This window comes from Chitinophaga sp. XS-30, from assembly GCF_008086345.1.
GTDB lineage: Bacteria > Bacteroidota > Bacteroidia > Chitinophagales > Chitinophagaceae > Chitinophaga.
The window spans coordinates 1-13,158 of the sequence record NZ_CP043006.1 but is presented as its reverse complement, the minus strand read 5'-3'; the positions used below and the strand labels follow the sequence as shown (position 1 = coordinate 13,158).

The following is a 13,158-nucleotide window of genomic DNA, read 5'->3' as shown; positions in this document are numbered from 1 at the left end:
GATTAAAAATTTTAGGCTAACTTTTAAGTAGGAGATTCTTCTTCAATAGATGGATGTTAACCTCCGTAAAGATCATTGAAAATAAAAGGAAACTCGACTAAAAACGAAAAACCCGCGCCAAGCGCGGATCTCTGAGATGTTTTGCGGACCGGACGGGACTCGAACCCGCGACCTCCGCCGTGACAGGGCGGCATTCTAACCGACTGAACTACCGATCCTTCATTGTCGGGCTGCAAAAATATGAACAAATATCCCAATTATCCAAATCCTCCGGCAAAAATGTATTTTGCAACCCGATGAACTCCCCGCAGCAAATATGGAAAACCAGACTGGCGCCCACTCCCAGCGGCTATTTACATCTCGGCAACGCCCTGTCTTTCGCACTTACAGCAGGCATCGCGGAACATATGGGAGCAAAAACACTCCTTCGCATCGATGATCTCGACAGGCAACGGGTGGAGGAAAAGTATGTAATGGATATCTTCGATACGCTGGAGTTCCTCGGTATCCCTCACCACGAGGGCCCCGACAACTACCCGGAATACCTGTCCCGGTACTCCCAGATCCACCGCACAGGACTTTACAACAGTGCCTTAAAGGACCTCCGGGAAAAGGGGACCATCTTTGCCTGCACCTGCTCCCGCACCCAGGTCCCCAACGGCATCTATCCCGGCACCTGCCGCAATAAACACATCCCCCTGGATCACCCGGACGTGAACTGGCGGTTACGCACCAACGAAACTGCCCTCACCGTCCACACCCTCCGCGGAGAAAAGATCACCGCAACATTGCCACCGGAAATGCAGGATTTCGTGATCCGGAAAAAAGACGGGTTTCCGGCCTATCAGCTGGCGTCCCTAGTAGACGATCATTTCTTCGGCATCAACCTGATCATCAGGGGAGAAGACCTCTGGCCCTCCACCCTGGCGCAGCTTTATCTCGCGGAGGTGCTGGACTACCAGCCGTTCCGGAATGCCGTCTTCCATCATCATCCTTTGCTGCTCACAGGGAACAGGAAGCTCTCCAAGTCCGCGGGAGACACATCCATCGGCTTCCTCTGCAAAGCGGGAAAAACACCGGAAGAAGTGTACGGAATGATTGCGCAGATGCTCGGCATTGCAACGCCGGTAAGTGGATGCAGTTCCCTGACCCGCGCTGTTATCCCCTGGCTGTCGTAACGGCCCCTGCCCAGCACTAGTCCTCTGGCTACCGCAATGGCTCCTGGATTCGCGCCACCATCCCTGGCTGCCGCAATACATCCCGCCCCGTCCTACTTACCATAAATATTGTAATAATTATAATCGGTCATCGGCGCATCCTCATACCCCAGCTGCCGCCCGATGGTAATGATCTGCCCGCGATGGTATGTGCTGTGATTCATCACCTGCACCAGGTACTCAAAATGCTGGAAATCGCACTGGAACCAGGGGCTGACGATCATCGTGGTATCTTCCAGCGCACTTTTCGTCATCCGGCCCACAAAATCGGCCAGCTCTTCGGACTGTTCCACGATCAGGTCCAGCACATCTTTCGAACTGCCGGAGTCATCACGGTAAGTCTCCGCCTGGTCCCGCCGGATAATGGAAAGCCAGTAACGCTGCGTTTGCCAGATATGGTTCAGGGTCAGTTTAATGCTGGGGAAGCTGGAGGACATTTCCCGCTCCAGCTCGGCTTCGGGTTTCGTACGGAGCCAGTTGACCAGGGTGGTATTTGCCCAGAGATTGTAGTTGGCAAAATTCTGCATCAGGTACACAATGGAGGCCTGATCGGTTGCGGGTGCTTTTTTTTCCTGTATCATCATGGTAGCGTTTTTTAAAGTACAATACAAAGAGAATGCATGAAAGTGACAGCAGTATGTCAGTAGCTTTTTTGCGTTCGAAAAATATTTTTTTACGAGGCTGCCGGGTTATAGAAAACCTGCAAAAAGGGACGTGTTTTCAGCTATATAATATTACCGTCAATCCAACCCTCATCACAGGTACAGTCTCAGGTACGGCCTGCCTGCCAATGGCGAGAACGGCCAGGGTATGGCGATGAAAATAATGAACAGCGCCACCGCATACCATACCGCCATCGTACGGAATTTGGCCTGATCGGTTTCCCGGCGCTTGGCGGAGGCGGAACCGATAGTGATCAGCACAACGGACAAGGTCATCAGCCCGATATGCACCAGCCCGAAAAACAGCATCTGGGGCTGCCGGATCGCCTCTCCGAAGTTGGACCGGAAATAACTGATCAGCGGACTGTTAAAATATAATATGAACCCGATCAGCAATTGTATATGCGCGAACGTGGCCGTAACATGCCGCGCCGTATCATCTCTCCGGGTAAAGGAACGCCTGCCGGACCAGCCGCTGATGCCCCTGATGATCGTGTACAGGAGGCCCAGCAATACCAGCCACCTCATGATGGAATGAATGAGTAAAAGTGATGCATACATCGTACCGCCGTTTTTTTGATTCGTAAGCCCGGAACAAAGTGATCGTTCCGCTGACAGCATTTAAGTAAGTAGACGAACGACCGCTTTTTTTATTGTAAGAAAAATGCTGCTGACATAGGGCTGTCATTTCCCGCGGTGTTCTTTGTGATCAACTTAAAAACTATCAGTCATGGAAAACACCGTTATCACTGCTTCACAACTCCTGGAACACTGGCAGGGACACCGCAGATTGACACGCCGTACGATCGAAGCATTCCCCGAAAAAGAACTTTTTTCCTATTCCGTTGGCGGCATGCGTCCCTTTGCGGACCTGGCCATGGAAATGATCGGCATGGCGGCACCGGGGGCAAAAGGACTGGCCACCGGCGAATGGAAAAAGCTCGATGAGCTGTTCCATCATGAACAGAAAGCCGTACCCAGGACCAAAGCCGCCCTGCTGCAGCGCTGGGACGAGGTAACCGCCGAGATCGATGCATGGTGGGCCAGGGTAACGCCGCAGCGCTTCCAGGAAGTGGATGTGGCCTTCGGGGAATATGAAGGGCCGCTGTACAGCATCACCCTGTACTGGATCGATAATGAAGTGCATCACCGCGGACAGGGATATGTGTACCTCCGTTCCCTTGGCATTCAACCGCCTCATTTCTGGGAAAGATAAATAACGCCCGCAGGCGGGGCCTCCTCCTGATTTCTTGATATCTTGCGCTATATTTATCGAATGTCTGTTATGCATCATGATCAATCACCGGTCAGAACGGTAAACGTAACGCGGTATGTTACACCGCTGCGCGAAGGTGGCTCTCTGCCGGCCATCGCGGAGGCGGATGACGGGTTCCTGTATGTGCTCAAATTCAGGGGAGCAGGCCAGGGCATCAAAGCCCTGATAGCCGACCTGATCGGCGGTGAACTGGCCCGCAGCCTGGGACTGAAAGTGCCGGAGATCGTATTTGCGGAGCTGGATACCGCTTTCGGCCGAACCGAACCGGATGAAGAGATACAGGACCTGCTCAAAGCCAGCGTAGGGAAGAACCTGGGACTGCATTACCTGTCCGGCGCCATCACCTACGACCCCGCGGTAACACGCATCGACCCTGAACTGGCTTCGCAGATCGTGTGGCTGGATTGCCTGCTCACGAATGTGGACAGAACGGCGCGTAACACCAATATGCTTATCTGGAACAAAGAGCTCTGGCTGATCGATCACGGTGCATCACTGTACTTCCATCATTCCTGGGATAACTGGGAAGAACAGTCCCGCCGCCCCTTTGTGAATGTAAAAGACCATGTGCTGCTGCCGCAGGCGGCTGAACTGGAAACGGCGGACGCCCGGTTCCGCGCCATGCTCACGGAGGAACGCATTCAGGCCATCGTATCGCTGATCCCGGACGAGTGGCTCACCGTATCCGCCCCGGATGCCGTGGCGGCCGAACGGAGGGAGGTATATGCCCGGTTCCTGGCTAACAGGGTGGCATCATCGGAAATTTTTGTAAAAGAAGCGCAACATGCAAGGACATCACTTATTTGAGTACGCCGTTATCCGGGTAGTGCCGAGAGTGGAGCGTGAGGAATTCCTCAACGTGGGCGTGGTGTTGTATTGCAGGCAGCAAAACTTTCTGCGGATGATGTATGCGCTGGATGAACAACGCCTGCATGCCTTCAGTCCAGGCCTGGATATCGCGGAACTGAAAACCTACCTCATGGCATTTGAACATATCTGCAACGGCGATAAAGAAGGAGGCCCTATCGCGCGGCTGGACGTGGCGTCCCGCTTCCGCTGGCTCACGGCCATGCGCAGCACCGTGGTACAAACATCCCGGGTGCATCCCGGCCTTTGCGGCAACCCGCAGCAGGCGCTCGCCCGGCTGTTTGAACAACTGGTGCTTTGAGGACTTGCCTGGCAAAAACATAACGGGCTGGCTATACATTTAGCCAGCCCGTATTTTTAATAACAGTCGGCGTTTTTTACGCCAGTTTCTTTTCAGCAAATACGCCTTTATAGATCGTCCCTGCCAGCAGGGCGCCAACGATCGGGGCCACCCAGAAAAGCCATAGCTGTCCGAGGGCGGCGCCTCCCGCAAAGATGGCCTGGCTGGTACTCCTGGCCGGGTTCACCGAAGTATTCGTTACCGGGATGCTGATCAGGTGGATCAGGGTGAGGGCAAGGCCGATAGCTATGCCGGCAAATCCTTTCGGTGCGCGGTCGTCCGTGGCGCCGAGTATGATCAGCAGGAACATGGCCGTCATCACGATCTCCGTGACCAGTGCGGCAGTGAGACTGTACCCGCCCGGTGAATGTTCCCCATACCCGTTAGCGGCAAAGCTGCCTACTTCACTTCCGTTACCGGTAGCAATGATGTAGAGAACACCTGCGGCGGCGATCCCGCCCAAGACCTGCGCTACAATATAAGGTAGCAGATCTTTGCCATCGAACCGGCCACCGGCCCATAACCCGATAGATACCGCCGGGTTAAGGTGCGCACCGGAGATATGCCCCAGCGAGTAGGCGATCGTGAGCACTGTCAGGCCAAATGCCAGTGATACGCCTGCCAGGCCTATCCCTACTTCCGGAAATGCAGCAGCCAGTACGGCACTGCCGCAGCCGCCAAGCACAAGCCAGAATGTTCCGATGAATTCAGCGATCATTTTTTTCATTTGCGTTGTTTTAGTGATAAGAATGTAGTTATGCTCAACGGTTAACGGGGTACTATTCAGGGGCAAATGTATTTATTTTATCTGAATTAGAAGCCGTATGGAAAAGGCGGTCGAATAAATACTACAAATTGCCGTTCCGGCGGCAACGCTACCACCATCGGTTACAAGGAGGCCAGGGACGTAAAAACGGTGTACGAGCACCTCGTCAATACCGGAGAGCGAAACATCCTGCTATTTGGTACATCGATGGGTGCGGTGGCCGTGCTGAAGGCGGTGCATGATGACCATATCCGGCCCCGGGCGCTGGTGCTGGAATGCCCGTTCGGTTCACTGTACAAAGCTGCCTGCGCGCGTTTCAACGCAGTTGGCGTTCCGGGTTTTCCGCTGGCGGGGTTCCTGATCTTCTGGGGCGGCGTACAGCACGGCTTTCCAGCCTTCTCGCACCGCCCTGTGGAATACGCAAAAGCGGTGGATATCCCCACATTGCTTTTCTACGGAGAACAGGACGACAGGGTAACAAGAGCGGAAATTGACGGGATATATGGCAACCTGAAAGGAAAAAAGCAACTGGTGACCTTTCCGCAAGCCGGCCATGTGAATTACCTGGTGGCTTACAGAAAGGCTTGGAGAGGATCAGTTGCCCGCTTTTTACAGCGGTATTGAGCTAAGTTGGAGAAACAAACAGTTTGTGTGTCTTAAGCTAAAAATGGAAAAAAACTACTAGTTAATCTGAAAGCATAAAGCCGGGTTAGACAGAAGCATAACCTTGGTATGTTACCGGCTCGTGCTGAAACAAAGTAATAGAGAAATTATCAGAATGATTTGTACGGTTGCCTGCAAAAAATTGTATGGTTTTTTGCCGGGTGTATAACGCTCTTCCGGGAACTTACTGCTGTTTTGCCCGGAAAGCCTTGGGCGTCATTTTATGTTTTTCCAGGAAAGTCCGTGCCAGATGCGCACTGTCGGTAAACCCGGTTTTGACCGCAATCTCCCCGATCTTCAGGGTAGTGGTCAGCAACAGCTGCTCTGCTTTTTCTGTCCGGAATTTTTTGAGATACCGGTCCGGCGCCAGGCCGGTAACGGCTTTGAATTGCTTTTTGAAGGTATCTTCATCACCGGTCAGTCCGGCTTGCTCCGCCAGTTCCGCAATGGAAACCGGCGTATCGAAGTATTCGGCAATGAAGTTCAGCGCTGCCTGGATATTGGCGGGTACGTGCTGTGCCGCTCTGAGCAGTTCAAAATACTGCAGCAGCAATTCATTCACTTTAATGTCCTGAAATATGAGAAAGTGAGGATCGTCTGCCGGGCGGAGCTTCATTTTTTTGATGATGGAATGCGCATCTGAATTCAGGGCGATAATGTTCACCTCTTCACCTTCCATGACCCGTTTTACCTGTTTCTCGATCACCGATGTGAATTCCGGATTGCTGGCCCCGAACTTTTGCAGGAACCTGCTGGTGAAGGAAATGTACACGGCGGTATAATGGAAAGGCATGAAATCCGCTTTGTTCATCGCGTATTCCGGTACATAATAGAACCCGAACTTGTCTTCCTGCAGGGTAAGGATCTCTTCGCGCCCGTGCAGCTCGCATGGGATATTGCCCCGCAGACCGCAATAGAGGCCCACAAAAGGCGCTGAGGTTACAGGATAAAGATATACGCTTTCCCTGATGTCGAAATTCAGCCAGCCGATGACCCAGTCTTTCTGCCGGATCTCCTGCGTGAAATAACAACCGAAAGGGCCGCTGATAAATTCAACATCAGCTCCGGGAACGCGGTATCGCTCATAGTCTTTAGGGAGTGTACTGGTTTTTTGTGTTAGCACCTCCATCTCCGGAGGTACTTTAAATTTCATCACCGGGGGGTGTTCGTCGGCATGCTTACTGGTTTGTCCGGACATCGAAATACATTATAATAGATACAGGAGAGATTTTGGGACACACACTTTTCTCTTAACTAGCATTCAAATGTACTGAAAAATATCCGTATCGGAGACTGAAACGAAGATTCAGGATACGGCGTCCCGCCTTCCTCACAATTCCCGGATTTACAGCAGGTATTGTCCCCCGGTAGGCTCAATGGGGGATGGGAGGGGCTGATGGCCAAGCATTTCAAGCAGGTTGATCTCCACCGTCCGGGAAATGCTGTCCAGCGGAATGGACATGGGGTTTTGCTCGAAGGGGTTCATCAGGCTTATGCCGTTCATATGGGTAACATGGAAAACAAAACCTATCGCCCAGCCAAAGATAACGGACCAGAAGCCGATGGCCTCCGCCAGCATGAGCGTATTCAAGATGACATAGAACCAGATGAATATCCTTGTAAAGAAGAGGTAACTGGGCGGGAATACAGTATTGCGGATGCGTTCGGACTTCCCCATATTATCGCAGTGGTTGACCAGCATGGTATTCAGTTCGCGAAACAGGAACCCGTCTATCGCCTGTTGCTCTCGTAAAAGCTGCAGGTCAGCTGCCTGCAGGTTGAGGATGGCATTGGGAATATTCTGGCTGTTCCTGACGGCATCGTCTTCCGTACCGCCAAGATAGCCTTCGTAATACCGGTCATTCGTTTGCCGGAGACTGGCTTTGAGGGCATAGAGGAAGCCGATGTGGCGGAAGATCATCCGCCGGGCGATATGCTTTGTTTCCCCCGCGGCATTGTTGTCACAGAAAGAGAGGAGGTTCCTGGCCCAGGAACGGGAATCATTCACCAGGGCGCCCCAGATCTTTCGCGCTTCCCACCACCGGTCATAGGCCTGGTTGTTGTTGAAACCGATGAAGAACGCCAGCGCGGTACCCAGTACTGCGGTGATGCTGGCAGGGATGGATATATGTTCTTTCAGCCAGTAGGTGTCTACCAGGTAGGCAAGTGTACAGACCAGGACAATGAAAATATCCAGCTTCCAGGTGATACGGAATACCTGTACCAGCGAAAGCCTGTCACGCAACAGCATATACGAACATTTGATGGTGTATTGGGATGACAATATCAAGTTAAGTATTCTTTCCCGAATCACCATGTGCGTTGTACCGGAGGCGGAAATAATGGGAGCGATCATCGTGACATGAGGGGAAAATTGCTTAATTTACTGTAAATAGTTTCCTATGGACCAGCGCATCATCAATCTATTCGACGAGTACACCCATAAGCCCCTGAAGCGGGAAGATTTCATCAGGCAATTGATCAGGCTGACCGGTGGCATGGCCGCTGCGATGGCCGTATTGCCGATGCTGGAATCCAACTACGCCCGCGCGGCTACCATACAGCCTTTGCAGGAAGGCCTGCGGGAAGAGGATATTACCTATCCCGGCGAAGGCACCACCATGAAGGGCTATCTTGTTCGTCCGGATGAAGCCGGCAAACGCGGCGCTGTTGTGGTGATACATGAGAACCGTGGCCTGACGCCGCATATCAAGGACGTTACCCGCAGGGTAGCCAAGGCCGGTTACCTGGCATTGGCGCCGGATGCATTGTCCCCTTTCGGCGGAACGCCCGCCAATGAAGATGAAGCGCGGGGGATGTTCGGCAAGCTGGAAGCTCCGAAGAACCTGCATAATTTTCTTAATGCTTTCGATTACCTGGAGAGCAGGCCCGAATACAATGGCAAGGCCGGATGTGTGGGGTTTTGCTGGGGCGGCGCACTGACCAATCAGATGGCTGTGCATCATCCGGCGTTAAAAGCAGCGGTGCCTTTCTATGGCACGCAACCCGCCGCATCCGATGTGCCGAAGATCAAGGCGGCGATGCAGATGCATTACGGAGAAAAAGATGATCGCGTAAACGCCGGCATACCTGCTTTTGAAGCAGCGCTGAAGGCCGCCGGGATCAAGTATGAGCTGTACATCTATGAAGGTACGCAGCATGCTTTCCATAACGATACTTCCGCCGCAAGGTATAATGAAGCCGCAGCCAAACTCGCCTGGGAGCGCACTTTGCGGCTCTTTGGGGAAACGCTGGGTTAAACGGGACGATTGCTCAACCGCCGCGTCATGATCACGATGGGCAATCCTACCAGGAACATATGGATCAGTATGCCCGTAACCGCACCCCAGGGATCGAGAGGCAGCCGTAATAATCCCGCTGCCTGCAGCACAATGAACGTCATCACCAGCCATACAAATATCCCGTACCCAAAGCCTGTCAGCCATTTGTTCCCCTGCAGCCACCGCATGCGCGAATAGGCCGCGAAGAATAGCGCGCTCCAGATCAGCGCCACCAGAAAATGCAGTCCCAGCCCCAGCAGCGCAGTACCTCCGCCACCACTATAGGCAGCTTTACCCAGCAACGCACTGGCAATGAAATGGAATACCTGTTCTGGTTTTACGCCGGAGCGGACGAAGGAATTGATAATAGCGGCAAGCCCATCCAGAATGCCCACCGCAAAGGCGATGGTGATAACGGCAAGTATAGGGTTTTCCCGCCGTTGTGCCTCCTGCGTGGAAGATGTTGCCATAAAAAAGGGTTTAGATTTTGGTTGATGTCCTGTGACTCTATCAATTTAGTGAATTAATGCTGATCCCCGATAGCTCCTTCAATACCGATCATAACAATTTAATTTCCACTATATGTATATCAATAATCTGTAGCTGATTTTACCGATTAATATTTTTTCCTTGAAAAATTAATTTTTCGGTGTAATTTTGAGATATGGTCAGATGAAGTATTATTCCATCTGACCCGTAAAGAATAAATAGGAACAGATGAAATACCATTCCATCTGACCCGTAAAGAATAATTATTGACAGATGAAAGCACAATTTATCAGGGACAAACAGGTAGCCGCTTCCATGATGCATCCTTTGCGGATGAGTATCCTCGAAAATCTCCGGGAACCCAATTCCGCAGCAGGGCTCTCGCGCATCCTGGATATGCCGCGGCAGCAGCTCAATTATCATCTGAGGGAACTGGAAAAAAATGAACTGATAGAACTGGTGGAAGAAAGACGGAAGGGAAACTGCACCGAAAGGATCATGCGAGCCAGCGCCAAATCTTACCTCGTGGTATTGAATACAGCACAGGTGGACCCGGAAGAAGTACAGGACAAATATTCGTCCCATTACCTGGTGTCCGCAGCATCCCGGTTGATACAGGAAGTAGCGGAATTGCAGACCGGCGCCCATAAGGCAAAGAAAAAGCTGGCCACTTTTTCTTTGCAGACGGAAGTACGGTTTACCGACCCTGAAAAACTGCATGCCTTCACGGAAGAACTGTCAAGGACCATCGCGAAACTGGCAGCCCGGTATCATACGGATGATCCGCATGCAAGGCCGTACCAGTTTCACGTATTCTCTCACCCCACACTTAAAAAACAACAACATGAAAAACGATCCAATCACTAAAGCACCCGGCAGGGTAGTAGATATTACCCGTGAGATCCACGCTCCGGTGGAAGCGGTATGGAAAGCGCTTACGGATGCCCGGGAAATGGAACGCTGGTTCCCGCTGCACGCCAATATTCAGCCCGGCGAAGCTGTTGAGCTTTCCTGGGGCGACAAGGTGGACTGGCGCATGGAAATCGAAGAGGAAAAAGAGCTGGATTATCTCCGCCTCGGATATGGGCAGGAGCATCATTCCATTGTATCGCCCGAGCCACGCCGACTGGCGGTGGAGTTTTTCCTGGAGGCCCGGGGCGGCAGCACCATGCTGCGGATCGTGCATGCCGGCTTCGGCGGTGGCAGCAACTGGGACGAGATGTATGATGGTGTGCGCCGCGGATGGGATACAGAATCCCTGGGCCTGAAACATTACCTGGAGTTTCATGCGGGGAAAGACAGGCTGGTGGCCTTTGCCAAACGCAAGTCTGCCAGGTCGCACGAAGAGATATGGAATATACTGGTGGAAAACGGATTGACTGTGAATGGGGATAGCTACGCCTACACCACACCGTTTGGGGACAGGTACGAAGGCGCCGTTGCCTATTTCAATCCTCCGCAGGATTTTTGCGGCACTATTCCCGGGATGAACGATGCCTTGTTCCGGCTGATACTGGACAGGTACAGTCCGGATGCCGATATTGTTGTATGGGCATGGATCAGTACATATGGCATACCGGAAGCGGAGGTCAAAGCCATGGAGCGGCAATGGCAGACGAAGCTGGATGCGCTGCTTTAATGCGTGTCCGGCACAACGGCGATGCGGTATGTGACCCGGAGCAGGGTTTATGCCCGCGCCGGCCCGCGTTGTTACCCGTGATCCTGAGCCGGTTTGCACCCGCACTTTCCGCGCTGCCGGTGGTACTGAACAGGGTGTACACGCACATAATTCCTGCCGGCACTACAGTTTTGCATATAAAAAAGATACCGGGCGCCTGGCCCGGTATCAAATATTTTTGCAAGGATAGTTGCGATAGGGTTACATGGATTGTTACATTGCGGCGAGTTGCACTTTTTGTTGCAGCTCTATAACGCTGTCACGGAAACTGTTGTCCGTATCCATCAGATCTTTCACCGTCTGGCAGGAGTGGATCACGGTGGTGTGGTCCCGTCCGCCGAAGTGTTCGCCGATGGTCTTTAATGAATTCTTGGTAAAGCTCTTGGCCAGGTACATGGTGATCTGGCGGGCCTGAACGATCTCGCGCTTGCGGGTTTTCTGCAGCAGCTTGTCATACGGCACATCGAAATATTCGCAGACCATTTTCTGGATGCTTTCGATCGTGATCTCCTTGGAGGATGTTTTCACGAAGGATTTCAGCACGCGCTTGGCCAGTTCCAGGTCTATCTCTTTGCGGTTGAGGGAAGACTGGGCTAGCAGCGAGATCAGTGCACCTTCCAGTTCTCTTACATTGCTCTGGATATTGTAAGCTACGTACTTCACAACTTCCTTCGGCATTTCGAGGCCGTCGTTCCGCATCTTCATTTCCAGTATTTCCATGCGGGTCTCAAAGTCGGGTATCTGCATATCCGCGCTGAGGCCCCAGCGGAACCGGCTGAGCAGGCGTTCCTGGAGGCCGTCCAGATCCTTCGGCGGTTTGTCCGATGTAAGGATCAGCTGTTTGCCGCTCTGATGGATGTGGTTGAAGATGGCAAAGAACGCATCCTGCGATTTCTCCGCACGGGCAAAGAACTGTATATCATCAACGATCAGTACATCTATTAACTGGTAGAAGTGTATGAAATCGTTAATAATATTATTCTTGGAGTGATCGATGAACTGATTGATGAATTTTTCGGCGCTGACGTAAAGCACGGCCTTGTTGGGGTTCTGCCTTTTCACTTCATTGCCGATGGCCTGTGCCAGGTGGGTTTTGCCAAGGCCCACACCACCGTAGATCACGAGCGGGTTGAAGGATGTGCCGCCCGGTTTGTCGGACACCGTTTTGCCGGCCCTGCGGGCCACACGGTTGCAATCTCCTTCAATAAAGGATTCAAAGGTGTAGTTGTGGTTCAGCTGGGAATCTATCTGCACGCGTTTGATACCCGGAATGACGAAAGGGTTCTTCACCGGATTTTGTATCGTTAACGGAAAATCTACTTCACTATCCTTCTGAGGCTTGGTAAACTGCGTAGGCATATTCACCGTTTTAGGATGTTGATGGGGGGTGCCATTCTCTACTACTATCCGATATTCCAGTCTTGCTTCTTTTCCTAATTCGCGCTTGATCGTTTTTCCTAACAGTCCGACATAGTGTTCTTCCAGGTACTCGTAAAAAAACTGGCTGGGGACCTGGATCGTTAAAACATTGTTTTCTAGCTTTACTGGTTTTATTGGTTCAAACCATGTTTTGAATGGTTGCCATTCCACAATATCCCTGATTATATTCAGACACTTCTCCCAAACTTGTTCGCAAGTTTTATTCATTTAATCAAAAAAAATTAATCGTGTTTATAATTTGGGTGTTCTCGAATACAAATTCTTCAATATGGGCAGTTGAAGAATTTTTTGACAGGACGACGAATATCTGATTAAAATGTTGAAAAAAAAAATAAATCTGCCCTTGTTTTATTTGGAACAATTACAGAATGTCGGCTCCTGTTTATTCAAGTATTTGTCGGCTAAAACACCCGCTTAGCCTGCAATTCACTACAATGAAAAGTGTTAAACCGTACGGGCATGATTAACAGGTCATTTGT

General features: G+C 51.7%; 15 protein-coding genes and 1 tRNA gene. 8 read left to right on the top strand and 8 right to left on the bottom strand.

What is annotated here, in order from left to right; all coding sequences use genetic code 11:
- Positions 1 to 144 precede the first annotated feature (144 nt).
- A tRNA-Asp gene (locus tag FW415_RS00080) sits at positions 145 to 218 on the bottom strand.
- Between the two features lie 78 nt (positions 219 to 296).
- Between FW415_RS00080 and FW415_RS00075 the strand changes: the two genes are divergently transcribed.
- Positions 297 to 1,178 carry a glutamate--tRNA ligase family protein gene (locus tag FW415_RS00075; protein ID WP_148382283.1) on the top strand — a complete coding sequence of 294 codons (882 nt, stop codon included), beginning with the start codon at positions 297 to 299 and terminating at the stop codon, positions 1,176 to 1,178.
- Between the two features lie 92 nt (positions 1,179 to 1,270).
- On the opposite strand, the gene FW415_RS00070 is transcribed toward FW415_RS00075, so the two are convergent.
- Together FW415_RS00070 and FW415_RS00065 are read right to left on the bottom strand one after the other, a co-directional pair.
- Positions 1,271 to 1,801 carry a DinB family protein gene (locus FW415_RS00070; RefSeq protein ID WP_148382282.1) on the bottom strand — a complete coding sequence of 177 codons (531 nt, stop codon included), beginning with the start codon at positions 1,799 to 1,801 and terminating at the stop codon, positions 1,271 to 1,273.
- Positions 1,802 to 1,972: 171 nt separating this feature from the next.
- On the bottom strand, positions 1,973 to 2,440 hold the full coding sequence (locus tag FW415_RS00065) for a hypothetical protein (protein ID WP_148382281.1): 468 nt from the start codon (positions 2,438 to 2,440) through the stop codon (positions 1,973 to 1,975).
- A 169-nt stretch (positions 2,441 to 2,609) separates the two neighbouring features.
- Here FW415_RS00065 and FW415_RS00060 point away from each other — a divergent pair, with 169 nt between their 5' ends.
- The 3 genes from FW415_RS00060 (at position 2,610) to FW415_RS00050 (ending at position 4,323) form a co-directional block, all read left to right on the top strand.
- On the top strand, positions 2,610 to 3,095 hold the full coding sequence (locus tag FW415_RS00060) for a DinB family protein (protein WP_148382280.1): 486 nt from the start codon (positions 2,610 to 2,612) through the stop codon (positions 3,093 to 3,095).
- Positions 3,096 to 3,164: 69 nt separating this feature from the next.
- Positions 3,165 to 3,962 (top strand): HipA family kinase, encoded by a 798-nt coding sequence (locus tag FW415_RS00055; protein ID WP_148382279.1) that lies wholly within the window; start codon positions 3,165 to 3,167, stop codon positions 3,960 to 3,962.
- A complete protein-coding gene (locus FW415_RS00050) occupies positions 3,940 to 4,323 on the top strand; it encodes a DUF3037 domain-containing protein (protein ID WP_148382278.1) in 384 nt (127 codons plus the stop codon). Before FW415_RS00055 ends, FW415_RS00050 begins: the two co-directional genes overlap by 23 nt.
- Before the next feature lie 76 nt (positions 4,324 to 4,399).
- Here the strand turns inward: FW415_RS00050 and aqpZ are convergent, their stop codons facing one another.
- Entirely contained in the window at positions 4,400 to 5,155 is a 756-nt protein-coding gene (aqpZ, locus tag FW415_RS00045; protein WP_256378902.1) for an aquaporin Z, read from the bottom strand.
- Positions 5,156 to 5,203: 48 nt separating this feature from the next.
- Here aqpZ and FW415_RS00040 point away from each other — a divergent pair, with 48 nt between their 5' ends.
- Positions 5,204 to 5,752: an alpha/beta hydrolase gene (locus FW415_RS00040; RefSeq protein ID WP_148382276.1), complete on the top strand. Its 549-nt coding sequence runs from the start codon at positions 5,204 to 5,206 to the stop codon at positions 5,750 to 5,752.
- 223 nt (positions 5,753 to 5,975) lie between these two features.
- Here FW415_RS00040 and FW415_RS00035 read toward each other — a convergent pair whose 3' ends face one another.
- Both FW415_RS00035 and FW415_RS00030 read right to left on the bottom strand, forming a co-directional pair.
- Complete coding sequence (locus tag FW415_RS00035; RefSeq protein ID WP_168208602.1) at positions 5,976 to 6,944, bottom strand: helix-turn-helix domain-containing protein; 969 nt, start codon at positions 6,942 to 6,944, stop codon at positions 5,976 to 5,978.
- Between the two features lie 192 nt (positions 6,945 to 7,136).
- Complete coding sequence (locus FW415_RS00030) at positions 7,137 to 8,042, bottom strand: bestrophin family protein (RefSeq protein WP_148382274.1); 906 nt, start codon at positions 8,040 to 8,042, stop codon at positions 7,137 to 7,139.
- Between the two features lie 151 nt (positions 8,043 to 8,193).
- On the opposite strand from FW415_RS00030, the gene FW415_RS00025 reads away from it, so the two are divergent.
- On the top strand, positions 8,194 to 9,051 hold the full coding sequence (locus FW415_RS00025) for a dienelactone hydrolase family protein (protein WP_148382273.1): 858 nt from the start codon (positions 8,194 to 8,196) through the stop codon (positions 9,049 to 9,051).
- On the opposite strand, the gene FW415_RS00020 is transcribed toward FW415_RS00025, so the two are convergent.
- The gene (locus FW415_RS00020) at positions 9,048 to 9,542 is read right to left on the bottom strand and encodes a hypothetical protein (RefSeq protein WP_148382272.1); all 495 of its coding nucleotides are present in this window, start codon (positions 9,540 to 9,542) and stop codon (positions 9,048 to 9,050) included. The two genes, FW415_RS00025 and FW415_RS00020, sit on opposite strands and share 4 nt — an antisense overlap.
- Positions 9,543 to 9,834: 292 nt before the next feature.
- On the opposite strand from FW415_RS00020, the gene FW415_RS00015 reads away from it, so the two are divergent.
- Positions 9,835 to 10,428, top strand: a complete 594-nt coding sequence (locus tag FW415_RS00015; protein WP_148382271.1) for a helix-turn-helix domain-containing protein — start codon at positions 9,835 to 9,837, stop codon at positions 10,426 to 10,428.
- On the top strand, positions 10,406 to 11,200 hold the full coding sequence (locus FW415_RS00010; protein WP_168208601.1) for an SRPBCC domain-containing protein: 795 nt from the start codon (positions 10,406 to 10,408) through the stop codon (positions 11,198 to 11,200). The genes FW415_RS00015 and FW415_RS00010 overlap by 23 nt, the downstream gene beginning before the upstream one ends.
- 252 nt (positions 11,201 to 11,452) lie before the next feature.
- Here FW415_RS00010 and dnaA read toward each other — a convergent pair whose 3' ends face one another.
- Complete coding sequence (dnaA, locus tag FW415_RS00005) at positions 11,453 to 12,886, bottom strand: chromosomal replication initiator protein DnaA (RefSeq protein WP_148382269.1); 1,434 nt, start codon at positions 12,884 to 12,886, stop codon at positions 11,453 to 11,455.
- Positions 12,887 to 13,158 lie beyond the last annotated feature (272 nt).

Excerpts from the sequence above, each read along its gene's own strand:
- FW415_RS00060 (WP_148382280.1), top strand. The coding sequence starts at position 2,610 with ATGGAAAACACCGTTATCACTGCTTCACAACTCCTGGAACACTGGCAG.
- dnaA (WP_148382269.1), bottom strand. The coding sequence starts at position 12,886 with ATGAATAAAACTTGCGAACAAGTTTGGGAGAAGTGTCTGAATATAATC.
- FW415_RS00010 (WP_168208601.1), top strand. The coding sequence starts at position 10,406 with ATGAAAAACGATCCAATCACTAAAGCACCCGGCAGGGTAGTAGATATT.
- FW415_RS00055 (WP_148382279.1), top strand. The coding sequence starts at position 3,165 with ATGCATCATGATCAATCACCGGTCAGAACGGTAAACGTAACGCGGTAT.
- FW415_RS00020 (WP_148382272.1), bottom strand. The coding sequence starts at position 9,542 with ATGGCAACATCTTCCACGCAGGAGGCACAACGGCGGGAAAACCCTATA.
- FW415_RS00065 (WP_148382281.1), bottom strand. The coding sequence starts at position 2,440 with ATGTATGCATCACTTTTACTCATTCATTCCATCATGAGGTGGCTGGTA.
- FW415_RS00070 (WP_148382282.1), bottom strand. The coding sequence starts at position 1,801 with ATGATGATACAGGAAAAAAAAGCACCCGCAACCGATCAGGCCTCCATT.
- FW415_RS00025 (WP_148382273.1), top strand. The coding sequence starts at position 8,194 with ATGGACCAGCGCATCATCAATCTATTCGACGAGTACACCCATAAGCCC.
- FW415_RS00030 (WP_148382274.1), bottom strand. The coding sequence starts at position 8,042 with ATGCTGTTGCGTGACAGGCTTTCGCTGGTACAGGTATTCCGTATCACC.
- FW415_RS00015 (WP_148382271.1), top strand. The coding sequence starts at position 9,835 with ATGAAAGCACAATTTATCAGGGACAAACAGGTAGCCGCTTCCATGATG.
- FW415_RS00075 (WP_148382283.1), top strand. The coding sequence starts at position 297 with ATGAACTCCCCGCAGCAAATATGGAAAACCAGACTGGCGCCCACTCCC.
- FW415_RS00035 (WP_168208602.1), bottom strand. The coding sequence starts at position 6,944 with ATGAAATTTAAAGTACCTCCGGAGATGGAGGTGCTAACACAAAAAACC.
- FW415_RS00050 (WP_148382278.1), top strand. The coding sequence starts at position 3,940 with ATGCAAGGACATCACTTATTTGAGTACGCCGTTATCCGGGTAGTGCCG.